This window comes from Dysgonomonas sp. 25 (assembly GCF_010501075.1).
In the GTDB taxonomy this organism is placed as follows: Bacteria; Bacteroidota; Bacteroidia; order Bacteroidales; family Dysgonomonadaceae; genus Dysgonomonas.
The window spans coordinates 63969-76581 of the sequence record NZ_QVMN01000005.1 but is presented as its reverse complement, the minus strand read 5'-3'; the positions used below and the strand labels follow the sequence as shown (position 1 = coordinate 76581).

Below are 12613 nucleotides of genomic sequence, written 5' to 3'. Positions count from 1 at the left end.
ATACAAAAAGAGGCATCGCTAACGACACCTCTTTCCTAAAATCATATAGTAGATTATTTATTCTCTTGCAATGCCTTGTCCATAGCAGCGGCAGCACGGCGTCCGTCACCCATGGCGAGAATAACCGTTGCACCTCCGCGCACAATGTCTCCCCCGGCGTAAACTTCCGGCAAATCGCTTTGCATTGTATCTTGGTTGACGATAATCGTACCCCATTTGCTTACCTGCAACCCGTTGAAGGATGAAGGGATAAGCGGATTCGGCGACACGCCCACACTGACAATCACCTGATCGACGTCTACCCATTCGGTAGCACCTTCGATAGGCACCGGCTTGCGACGCCCCGAAGCATCAGGTTCTCCCAATTCCATCTTCTGGAGGAGCATACGCTGTACACGTCCGTTTTCGTCGCCTTCATATTTCAGCGGGTTATGCAATGTAAGGAAGTCGACACCTTCTTCTTTGGCATGTTTCACTTCTTCGATACGGGCAGGCATTTCTTCTTCGGAGCGGCGGTAAACGATAATCGCTTTTTCCGCACCCAGACGGCGGGCAGTACGCACAGCATCCATAGCGGTATTTCCGGCACCGATAACGGCTACTTTCTTCCCTTTCTGAACAGGCGTATCGCTGTCGTCGCTTGCAGCATCCATCAGGTTGACACGTGTCAGGAATTCGTTGCAGGACATGACCCCTATCAGGTTTTCGCCCGGTATATTCATAAAGTTCGGCAATCCTGCTCCGCTGGCAACAAAGATGCCTTTGAAGCCTTCTTCGTGCAAGTCTTCCTGCGAAATGGTTTTACCGACGATACAATCTTTTTCGAATTTCACACCCATCTTGCGAAGGACGTCGATTTCAGTTTCTACGATTTCGTTTGGCAAACGGAATTCGGGAATACCATATTTCAACACACCGCCTATTTCGTGCAATGCTTCGAAAACGGTAATATCATAGCCTTTTTTAGCCATATCCACTGCAAAAGTCAATCCGGCTGGGCCTGAACCCACAACAGCAATTTTGATACCGTTGGCAGGAGCTAATTCGGGGATAGAAACATTTCCCGATAAGCGTTCGTAGTCGGCAGCAAAGCGTTCGAGATAGCCGATAGCTACCGGCTCTTTCTTCATTTTCAAGGTATAAATACATTGCGCTTCGCACTGTTTCTCCTGTGGGCAAACACGTCCACACACGGCAGGCAATGCGCTTGTTTCCTTCAATACCTTAGCTGCTTCGAGGAATTCGCCTCGCTCGATATTTTTGATAAACGTCGGAATATTAATGCTCACCGGGCAACCGCTCATACACGTCGGCGTAGGGCAATCCAGACAGCGGGCAGCCTCGTAAACAGCCTGCTCGTCGCTCAATCCCAGATTCACCTCTTTTTTCAGCTCGTGGCTACGGTATTCGGGGTCTAATTCCGGCATATGCACCCGGGGGCGGTCGGTACGCTCTTTCGCCTTCATGCTGCGGCGCAATTCGTCGCGCCAAGCCTCGTTGCGGCGTTCTTTGATTTTATCTTGTTCTTCCATTGTTCTTTCTTTAGCTGGTTAGTTGTATGCCTTCAATCTCATCAACATTTCGTCGAAGTCCACTTCGTGGGCATTGAATTCAGGCCCGTCTACACAAACGAATTTTGTTTGTCCGCCTACGGTTATGCGGCATGCGCCGCACATCCCCGTTCCGTCTACCATGATGGTGTTGAGGGATGCCATTGTAGGGATATTGTATTTCTTCGTCAGGATAGATACGAATTTCATCATAATGGCAGGCCCTATGGTCACGCAAAGGTCTACCTTCTCGCGGTTAATAACGTCTTCTATACCGTTTGTTATCAAGCCTTGCTTGCCGTACGAACCGTCGTCGGTCATCACTACCACCTCATCCGAATATTCGGCTACCTGCTCTTCGAGTATGACCAAATCCTTGGTACGGGCGGCCAATACGGAAATCACACGGTTTCCGGCTTTCTTCATCGCTTCGATGATAGGCAACATGGGCGCAACGCCCACCCCTCCGCCGGCACAGATAACAGTTCCGTATTTTTCGATATGCGTGGCTTGTCCCAACGGGCCGACAACATCGTCGATGTAATCGCCGATGTTGAGGTCGCAAATCTTCTTCGATGAAGCTCCAACTGCCTGTATAACGATGGTTATCGTCCCTTTTTCGATATTGGATGACGCAATCGTCAACGGGATACGTTCTCCCTTCTGACCGACACGGACAATCACAAAGTGCCCGGCCTTACGGCTTTTGGCTATTAGCGGCGCTTCTACTTCGAATTTCACCACATTCGCCGAAAAGTACTCTTTGTCTACAATTTTATTCATTTACTTAATAAATTTCTCCTGCAATCTGAAATTTTCTAACATAATACAACCAAAAAAACAAAAGTAAGCAAAAACTACAACATTTATGCTTTCCTTAGCCTTTATGTCCATATTTCGATATATCTCTTGCGTTTTTATTAGTTGATACAATTATTCTATTTTCCATTATTATTTCACTGAAAAGCCACCAACCTGCCTATCAACGATAGGGAGGAGAAGCCATGACGAGCATGATGAAAGTAACCGGCAGAGTTATTAGATATAACAGCAATAAGATAAAACCTGCCCATCTATAAAAAATACGATAACCGGTACCTTTTTGGGCAAAAAAGGAAATGATAATCATAAGTAATAAAATGCTCGGAACGGCAAATAGCCAGCCATAAAACCAAAGTTCGGAACTACGCGAAGTGATAAAACTGATACATATAAATTCTACCACAAGTACTAAAAACAAAATACCTGCTGTTTTCAGAATCGCAACGACATCATAATCTACCTTCTTTTTTATCTCTTTTTCTTCCACGAACAAGGAATGTATCATTTCATCTTATCTCTCTCTGCAACAGCAAGCTTCTCATCTTCTGCTGCTTTTTCTTCGTCTCCTGATTTGCGATATGCTCCGGCGCGCTTCTCATAATATTCCGGAAGCTTGAAGACATTTATCGCCTCGGTATAATCGTCGATAGCTTCCTGATACTTTCCATCCGTATAATAAAAAGTAGCCCTGAGCTTATAAGCATCTATGTCTCCGGGATATTTCCCTACAAGCTCTTCCGCATCTTCCCTTACGGTTTCGAATTGGTATAAACGGGCATAAGCTCCACTCTTATTGGCTTTATATTGCTCATTCTTGCCATCGAGGGCTATTGCCTTATGGTAATAAGATATAGCCTCCTTATATTGTTTCTGTTCGTCATGAATCTGCCCCATAGCAAAATAAGCATCAGCAAAATCCGGCCTTTTTTTCAAAATATCCTTCAAACCCTCCTTTGCCCATTCATATTCTTTCAGGTTGTTGGCATATAAGGCTACCCTGTTGCTGAGGGCATTTATATTATTCGCATCCAACGAGATTGCCGTATTATAATTGTCCCACGCCTGCATATAATCCGCTCCGGCTGTATATAAATCTCCCCGATAGCGGAAAACCTCCGATTGAATGAAAGGTTTATATTCCGGTTTAATCGTTCCGGTCGTTTCTATATATTCCTGCCATTCCCCAAGAATCCCGAACCCTTCGGACAGAGAAGTATTACGTAAGGAGGCTCGCATTGCCTCTTTAACAGACGCGGCATTGTCGCCTCTATATGCATGCCCTTTGAACGAAGCCGTCGTGCTGCATGCCGATACAAGGACGGCAAGCAGAAAGGAAAAAGCCATATAAAAAATACGCAACACTTTCATCTATTGTTATTTTATTTAGCTAAACCGCCTAACATCGCCAGCGCCTTATTTTCGCATTCGGTCATCTGTTTGCGCTCGCCGGCAGATTTGTCATTTATACCGCACAGGTGCAGGACTCCGTGGATGATGATGCGATGCAGTTCGTCGATATAATCCGTATTGAACTGTTCGGAATTGCTCTTCACCGTATCGAGGCTGATGAAAATATCGCCCGAAATGGTATCGCCTTCCGTATAGTCGAACGTAATGATATCGGTATAATAATCGTGCTGCAAATACTGGTTATTTACTTCCAATATCTTGGCATCGGAACAGAATATGTAAGCTACGTCGCCTACTTTCTTGCCATAAGAAGCAGCGACGGATTTTATCCAGTTAGTTGTTTCGCGTTTTTTCAATGGCGGCATCTTTACGTCTTCCGCCTGATAGATAATTGCCATGATATTTAGTTGAGTAATGGTACCGGAGTACAAAGATAGTTTATTCTTTGTAAGAAATACCGAGATTATTGCATTAATTAGTCTAAATATTATTCCATATACAATGCAAATGTCAATTTAGCATGTTATATATATTAAAAACTTCCGTTTCCATGCTTTCGTGTATTTTTCATTATCTTTGTTCTTCAATTTTTTAGACAACTGAATAATAAAGAAAACAACATATGGAAACAGTAGTTAGCGGTATCCGCTCGACAGGAAACCTTCACTTGGGAAATTATTACGGAGCTTTGCGCAATTTCGTTAAGATGCAAAAGGAGAACAATTGCTTCTTCTTCATTGCCGATTATCATTCGCTTACGACGCATCCTGATCCGAAAATGCTTCACGGGAACGTTAAGAATGTACTGACCGAGTATCTGGCTGCCGGAATCGATCCCGAAATATCGACCATCTATGTGCAAAGCGACGTGCCTGAGGTGTGCGAACTCTACCTGCTGTTGAATATGCATGCTTATATGGGCGAGTTGTCGAAAACGGCTTCGTTCAAAGATAAGGCACGTAAGAATCCGGAAAATGTCAATGCCGGGCTGCTCACCTACCCTACACTGATGGCTGCCGACATACTGATGCACAATGCCGACCGCGTGCCAGTGGGAAAAGACCAGGAGCAACACTTGGAGATGACGCGCAAATTTGCACGCCGTTTCAACAACCTGTACAATGTGGAGCTTTTCAAAGAGCCGAAGGTGTACGTGGAAGAAGGACAGGAATTGATCAAGATACCCGGATTGGACGGAAGCGGCAAAATGGGAAAATCGGAAGGAAACTGTATCTACCTGATTGACGATCCCAAAACAATAGAAAAGAAAGTAAAGCGCGCACTGACCGACGAAGGGCCGAAAGCTCCTAATTCGGAAAAGCCCGATTATATCGAAAACCTGTTCACCTTGCTAAAGGTTGTTTCTACGCAAGAAGTTGTCGACCACTTCGAAGAGAAATGGAATACGTGCGAAATCCGCTACGGCGACCTCAAAAAACAGCTTGCCGAGGATATGATTAAGACGACGAACCCTATCCGCGAACGCATTATCGACATTCAGAACGACGAAGCATACTTGCATAAGGTAACTAAGATGGGTGCGGAAAAAGCTCGCGAGAGTGCGTCTAAGATAGTGAAAGAGGTGCGTCAGATTATGGGATTCAAACCGTTCTAATTTTTTTTTTACATATTTTAATCTTTTGTGTGATTTTTAGCGATCACTTGTCGTCATATAGAATAAACATGATTTAACAACATTCAATTATTATGACTATGAAAAAGCTATTAATCGCACTTGGAAAAATTATCCTGTTTCTTATCGGGTTCATTATTATTTCCTCTTTTATCCAAGGGGGGATATATATATTACATTCAGTTATTACCACCGGAACTGTAGATCTGGCTGCTTTAAATACCAGTACCGAATCTGTATGGCTGCATATCGCAATGACCGCCGCATCATTGCTAACTACTTTGGCCCTGGTGTTCCTCTTCTGGAGGCTTTGGGATAAGCAGAGTATGCTATCGCTCGGCTTCAAGCTGAAAGGCCATATTTCGGAGTTCTGGGCAGGCAGCCTGATTGCTGCCGCCGTAATGGGAATCGGCTTCGTAGTGCTTTTATTGACAAACAACATCGTCATAGAATCTACACAGTTCGTACCCTCCGAGTTTATAGGTTATTTTATCTTGTTCATTCTGGTATCGCTATCGGAAGAAATCTTATGTCGCGGCTATATGCTCGGCAGCCTGATGAAGGTAACCAACAAATTTACTGCGTTGATTATTAGCTCTGCATTCTTCGCAGCCATGCACTTGTTTAATCCGAATTTAGGAATGCTGCCTATGCTTAATTTATTCTTAGCCGGATTGCTATTGGGTGCGGCATATATGTACACACGCAACCTGTGGCTGCCGGTGGGTATGCACCTGTTCTGGAACTTCGTTCAAGGGCCGGTATTGGGTTACAATGTGAGCGGGACACAAAATACGCCTATCCTGAGCCTCTCTTATCCCGAGAATAATATCCTCAACGGAGGCGCTTTCGGGTTCGAAGGCTCGGTTATCTGCTCCGTCCTTTGCATCATAGGCACATTGGCTATAATTGCCTATTACGAAAAGAAAAAGCCGAAAGAAGCAATGCTATCGCCACTATAAAGAAGAAAACCCCGAAAGCTGTTCAGGCTCTCGGGGTTTCTATTATATTTCAGTCTATATCTTACCTGTCGTTTTTCACAATTTTGCCGTCACCGTCTTTATAGCTGCCGGTGACAAGCATGATAATATCTATAAGCACCCATACTCCACAACCGCCCAAGGTCACCAACTGGATAACCCCGATAGCCGTATTGTTGGTATAGAAGCGATGGACACCCAGATACCCCAGAAATATAGCTAAGAGCAACGTTGTGAGGAAGTCCTTGTCCGATCTCGTAGGATCGTAGGGCGGCGCATAAGGAGGTTGCTGCGGTTGCTGATATTGTTGTTGATAAAAAGCAAATCCGCACTTAGGACAAAACTGAGCGTTCAAATCCACTTCCTCTCCGCAGCGAGGACACATCTTCGTATTGGGGGTATTCGTTTCCATTTTCTTCTTTGAATTTAGTAATGTTCAAAGATAAAGAAAATTCATATATCTTATTGTGCAGGAGTTACAAATATAGAATAAGCATACGCTCTTTGCTCCGAAGGAAGATCTTGCTTCACTCCGTCGACCCATAGACAAGCTGATACCGAATGGGAATTTACTTCTACATCTCCCACCGCATAAACTTTTCCTCCGGCAACGCAAACATCTGTTGCGACTGCACTGTAAAAAGTTCCCTCTACAGGAAGCATCTGTCTCACACCATCAACCCATAAGCATGGATTATACCCCGAAGTAGAAGTAGTTCCACCTGCTATATAGAACTTATTGTTAGAAGCATAACCTGAATAAGCTACTGCCCAACCATCCGAGTCAAGGTCCTCTTTCACGCCATCTACCCACAAGCAGGCAATAGCTGTATACATATCACTTTCTTCTCCTACTACATATACTTTGCCATCTACAACAGATACAGAAATAGCAGAAGCAGACAATGCAGATGATGAAGGAAGTACTTGCGCCACACCATCTACCCAAAGGCATGCTCTCCAAACGGCTCCGTCATAAGCGTCTCCGACTACATAAACTTTTCCGTCCAGAACAGACACTTTATAAGCCTGGCTACCAAACATCGCCACTGTAGAAGGAAGCGTTTGCTTCACGCCATCCACCCACAGACATGGCTGACCAAGGTCACAACCGGCAACATAAACCTTTCCGTCTGAAACAAAAACCGAATTGGCTGTTGCATCAGTACCATTCGACGGTAAAACCTGTTTAACGCCATCGACCCACAAACAGGCAACCTTACCTGTTGCTTCACGGTCGTCTCCTGCTACATAGACCTTATTATCCGACACATAAACAGCATAAGCTGCTGTAGAAATGCCGGCAGAAGGCAGTCTTTGTTTCACGCCATCCACCCATATACATGGATAATGTTTAGAGCCATCATAATCCGATCCGGCTATATATACTGTATAATTTTCTTCAGCAAATTCGGCACGGATAGCTACATCCGAAGCAGGCATGGTAAAAGTTAACGGGTTAGCCGTTGCATCTTCCAATGTCAGATTAGCACTGGTCACTACCCAACGGGAAAATTTGTAACCATCAGCCGCTGTCGCAGTAAGGGTTATAGCGTCCCCTGCCTTAGCTTTTTCTGCATCTACAGTTCCGCCAATATTCGTTGAAACGGTGCCATCATTATTTGCAGTTAGGGTAATAGCATATTCAGATGTTTTATCATCATCCGAACAGGCGGTAAATAACATTGCCATACAGGCAAAAAATGTCAAAAGAAGTGTTGCTTTTTTCATAATCATTTTGTAATCAAGTGAGTATTAACAGAATCAACCGACAAAGAATTAAATATGTGAGTGTATTACTTTGTGCTAAGCTGGTTGCTATTTTAATTATTCGCAAAGGTATTAACTAATAGTTAACAAACAAAAATAAAGGGAGCAAATAATCATTTACTCCCTTTACCAAATTATATAAGTTCAATCTTACTCAACTGCGTCGAAATCGACTACTGTACGGCGATTCGCATTCATTCGTTCAAAATCTTCTTTCGTACCGACGATGATTTTGTCGAAATCGCGCTGACCTGTACCGGCAGGTATCAAGTGACCGCAAATAACGTTCTCTTTCAAACCTTCCAATCTGTCTGATTTCGCGTTGATAGCTGCATCGTTCAACACTTTCGTTGTTTCCTGGAACGAAGCTGCCGACATGAAGCTTGTTGTCTGCAATGCTGCACGGGTGATACCTTGCAATATCTGGTTGGCTGTTGCAGGAACTGCATCGCGCACTTCAACAGGACGCAAGTCTCTACGTTTCAGCATAGAGTTTTCGTCGCGCAGTTTGCGGGCAGTAACAATCTGTCCGGCTTCGAACACGGCAGAATCTCCGGCATCGATAACAACCTTTTTACCCCAGATACGGTCGTTTTCTTCCATCACATCGTATTTGTCAACGATTTGCTGTTCCAGGAAGCGAGTGTCTCCCGGATCGATCACTTCTACCTTGCGCATCATCTGACGTACAATTACTTCGAAGTGCTTGTCGTTGATTTTCACCCCTTGCAGGCGGTATACATCCTGAACTTCGTTCACGATATATTCCTGAACCGCAGTAGGCCCCATGATAGCAAGAATATCCGATGGCGTGATAGCTCCGTCCGAAAGCGGCATACCGGCACGCACAAAGTCGTTTTCCTGTACAAGGATTTGCTTCGATAGCGGAACAAGGTATTTCTTCACTTCACCCAATTTCGAGGTAACAATGATTTCGCGGTTACCACGTTTGATTTTGCCAAATGATACCTCACCATCTATTTCAGATACTACAGCAGGGTTAGACGGGTTACGAGCTTCGAACAACTCGGTCACACGCGGAAGACCTCCAGTGATGTCACCGGCCTTACCTACAGCACGAGGGATTTTCACGAGGATATCTCCCGCCTTGATGGTGTCGTTCTCGTCTTTCACGATGTGTGCGCCCAACGGCAAACTGTATGTCTTGATTACATTACCTTTTTCGTCCAAGACTTCAGCCTCAGGAGCTTTTGTCTTATCACGCGATTCGATAATGATTTTCTCTTTCAAACCTGTTTGTTCGTCTGACTCCACTTTGAATGTTACGTTTTCAATAACATTCACGAAACGGATCTTACCTGTCGCCTCGGAGATGATAACGGCGTTGAATGGATCCCACTCACACACACGGTCATCTTTCTTCACTTTAGCTCCGTCTTTGAAGTAAAGCTTAGAACCGTAAGGTATATTATGCGTTTGAAGAACAATCTTCGTATTCGGATCAACTAAGCGAAGCTCAACCAAACGGCTGACAACAATCATTACTTTCTTGCCTGCTTCGTCGGTCGTATCTACTACACGTAGGTCGTCTATTTCGAGAATACCGTCATACTTCGCCACAATGCTGTTTTCGGTAGCAATGTTGGAAGCGATACCCCCAACGTGGAACGTACGGAGTGTCAACTGTGTACCCGGCTCACCGATAGACTGTGCTGCGATAACACCCACTGCCTCACCTCTCTGTACCATGCGTGCCGATGCAAGGTTACGTCCGTAACATTTAGCACAAACACCTTTCTTCGATTCGCAAGTCAGTACCGAACGGATTTCAACGCGCTCGATAGGTGATTTCTGGATAGCTTCAGCTTCTTTTTCAGTGATTTCTTCCCCTGCATTCACAATGATTTCTCCTGTAAGCGGGTGTTGAATATCGTGTACCGAAACACGTCCCAGGATACGTTCGTAGAGCGATGCAACAACTTCTTCGTTGTTTTTCAGCTCTGTACAAACCAATCCGCGGAGTGTTCCACAGTCTTCTTCGTTGATGATAACATCTTGCGAAACGTCTACCAGACGACGAGTCAAGTATCCGGCATCGGCTGTCTTCAAGGCGGTATCGGCAAGACCTTTACGCGCACCGTGGGTAGAGATAAAGTATTCGAGTACCGACAGTCCTTCCTTAAAGTTGGAAAGGATCGGATTCTCGATAATTTGTCCACCTTCGGCACCACTTTTCTGCGGTTTAGCCATCAAACCACGCATACCCGACAACTGGCGAATCTGTTCTTTCGAACCACGGGCTCCCGAATCCAACATCATATATACCGAGTTGAATCCGTCGTTGTCTTCCGATAATTGTTTCATCAGGATGTTAGACAAACGCGAGTTAACGTGCGTCCATGTATCGATAATCTGGTTGTAACGCTCGTTGTAAGTGATGAATCCCATGTTGTAGTTGGCCATGATTTGTTCTACTTCGTCATAACCTTCTTTCACCAATTCATCTTTTTGCTCCGGAATAATCACATCTTCGAGGTTAAACGACAGACCTCCCTTGAAGGCCATAGTATAACCCAAATCCTTGATTGCATCCAGATATTGAGCGGTTTTAGCAACTCCGGCTTCTTTGATAACCATTCCGATAATGTCGCGGAGCGATTTCTTAGAAAGCACTTCGTTGATATAACCTACTTCTTCCGGTGTAAATTCGTTCACCATGAGACGTCCCACTGTGGTTTCTTTCATCACTTTCACAGCTTCGCCATTCTCATTCAGGTCGCGAACATATACTTTGATAAGGGCATGGATATCCAACTGGCCTTCGTTGTAAGCGATAATCGCTTCTTCCGGCCCGTAGAATGTCAAACCTTCGCCCTTAGCTCCTTTACGGATTTTAGTGATATAATATAATCCGAGAACCATGTCCTGAGATGGCACTGTAATAGGCGCACCATTGGCAGGGTTCAGGATATTATGCGATCCGAGCATCAGAATCTGAGCTTCGAGGATAGCCTCGTTACCCAATGGCAAGTGTACCGCCATCTGGTCACCGTCGAAGTCGGCATTGAAGGCCGTACATGCTAACGGGTGCAACTGGATGGCTTTACCGCCGATCATCTTAGGCTGGAACGCCTGAATACCCAAACGGTGAAGCGTAGGGGCACGGTTGAGCAATACAGGGTGTCCTTTCATCACATGCTCGAGGATATCCCATACTACAGGCTCCTTGCGGTCTACTATTTTCTTCGCCGATTTTACGGTCTTAACAATACCGCGTTCTATCAACTTACGGATGATAAACGGTTTGTAAAGTTCGGCTGCCATATCCTGAGGGATACCACATTCGTGCATCTTCAACTCAGGGCCAACGACAATTACCGAACGAGCCGAATAGTCGACACGTTTACCGAGCAAGTTCTGACGGAAACGTCCTTGTTTACCTTTCAAACTATCCGAAAGTGATTTCAACGGACGGTTAGCATCTGTCTTAACAGCGCTCGATTTACGCGAGTTATCGAATAATGAATCGACAGCTTCCTGAAGCATACGTTTTTCGTTACGCAAGATTACTTCCGGCGCTTTGATGTCGATTAGTCTTTTCAGACGGTTGTTACGGATAATCACACGGCGATACAGGTCATTCAAGTCCGAAGTGGCGAAACGTCCTCCATCGAGTGGAACCAACGGGCGCAATTCAGGCGGAATAACAGGAACAATCTTAACGATCATCCATTCCGGTTTATTCTTTCCTTTTGCACCGCGGAACGCTTCTACAACCTGAAGTTGTTTCAACGCTTCGTTCTTGCGTTGTTGAGATGTATCGGTACTTGCTTTGTGGCGCAAGTTATTAGCCAGTTTATCCAGATTAATACGGGACAATAGTTCGTAAACACCTTCGGCACCCATTTTAGCGATGAACTTGTTAGGGTCTGCATCGTCTAATAATTGGTTTTCCTTCGGCAGTTTATCCAAGATGTTCAGGTATTCATCTTCGGTCAGGAGGTCTTTTTCAGCAACTCCTTCTTCAGCCATGATACCTGCCTGGATAACGACATAACGCTCGTAATAAATAATTGAATCGAGTTTTTTAGTCGGGATACCCAACAGATAACCGATTTTGTTCGGTAACGAACGGAAGTACCAGATGTGAGCCACAGGAACAACCAAATGGATGTGTCCTGTACGCTCGCGGCGTACTTTCTTTTCTGTTACTTCAACACCGCATCGGTCGCAGACAATGCCTTTGTAACGGATTCTTTTGTATTTACCACAATGGCATTCGTAATCCTTTACAGGACCGAAAATGCGTTCGCAGAAAAGACCGTCGCGCTCAGGCTTGTATGTACGGTAGTTGATTGTTTCGGGCTTCAAAACTTCACCGCTGGATGCCTCCAGAATTTCTTCGGGAGATGCCAGACTGATTGTCAATTTTGAAAAGCTACTCTTTACTTTATTATCTTTTCTAAAAGCCATCTTATATTTTGTTG

General features: G+C 44.8%; 10 protein-coding genes. 2 read left to right on the top strand and 8 right to left on the bottom strand.

The window, feature by feature from the left end; genetic code table 11:
• Positions 1-53: 53 nt before the first annotated feature.
• The 5 genes from gltA to ybeY form a co-directional block, all read right to left on the bottom strand.
• Positions 54-1532: an NADPH-dependent glutamate synthase gene (gene gltA, locus D0T66_RS09360; RefSeq protein ID WP_163357020.1), complete on the bottom strand. Its 1479-nt coding sequence runs from the start codon at positions 1530-1532 to the stop codon at positions 54-56.
• A gap of 18 nt (positions 1533-1550) precedes the next feature.
• Positions 1551-2333, bottom strand: coding sequence for a sulfide/dihydroorotate dehydrogenase-like FAD/NAD-binding protein (locus D0T66_RS09355; protein ID WP_163357019.1), 783 nt, complete (start codon positions 2331-2333; stop codon positions 1551-1553).
• 199 nt (positions 2334-2532) lie between these two features.
• A complete protein-coding gene (locus D0T66_RS09350) occupies positions 2533-2859 on the bottom strand; it encodes a hypothetical protein (protein WP_163357018.1) in 327 nt (108 codons plus the stop codon).
• A 14-nt stretch (positions 2860-2873) separates the two neighbouring features.
• On the bottom strand, positions 2874-3740 hold the full coding sequence (locus tag D0T66_RS09345) for a tetratricopeptide repeat protein (protein ID WP_163357017.1): 867 nt from the start codon (positions 3738-3740) through the stop codon (positions 2874-2876).
• An 11-nt stretch (positions 3741-3751) separates the two neighbouring features.
• Positions 3752-4180 carry an rRNA maturation RNase YbeY gene (gene ybeY / locus D0T66_RS09340; RefSeq protein ID WP_163357016.1) on the bottom strand — a complete coding sequence of 143 codons (429 nt, stop codon included), beginning with the start codon at positions 4178-4180 and terminating at the stop codon, positions 3752-3754.
• A gap of 224 nt (positions 4181-4404) precedes the next feature.
• On the opposite strand from ybeY, the gene trpS reads away from it, so the two are divergent.
• Both trpS and D0T66_RS09330 read left to right on the top strand, forming a co-directional pair.
• A complete protein-coding gene (gene trpS / locus D0T66_RS09335; protein ID WP_163357015.1) occupies positions 4405-5397 on the top strand; it encodes a tryptophan--tRNA ligase in 993 nt (330 codons plus the stop codon).
• Between the two features lie 98 nt (positions 5398-5495).
• Positions 5496-6377, top strand: coding sequence for a CPBP family intramembrane glutamic endopeptidase (locus tag D0T66_RS09330; RefSeq protein WP_255489784.1), 882 nt, complete (start codon positions 5496-5498; stop codon positions 6375-6377).
• A 61-nt stretch (positions 6378-6438) separates the two neighbouring features.
• On the opposite strand, the gene D0T66_RS09325 is transcribed toward D0T66_RS09330, so the two are convergent.
• From D0T66_RS09325 to rpoC, 3 genes are all read right to left on the bottom strand, one after another.
• Positions 6439-6807: a TM2 domain-containing protein gene (locus D0T66_RS09325; RefSeq protein ID WP_221412203.1), complete on the bottom strand. Its 369-nt coding sequence runs from the start codon at positions 6805-6807 to the stop codon at positions 6439-6441.
• A gap of 50 nt (positions 6808-6857) precedes the next feature.
• A complete protein-coding gene (locus tag D0T66_RS09320; RefSeq protein WP_163357014.1) occupies positions 6858-8126 on the bottom strand; it encodes a hypothetical protein in 1269 nt (422 codons plus the stop codon).
• A 189-nt stretch (positions 8127-8315) separates the two neighbouring features.
• Complete coding sequence (rpoC, locus tag D0T66_RS09315; protein ID WP_163357013.1) at positions 8316-12599, bottom strand: DNA-directed RNA polymerase subunit beta'; 4284 nt, start codon at positions 12597-12599, stop codon at positions 8316-8318.
• Positions 12600-12613: the final 14 nt, after the last annotated feature.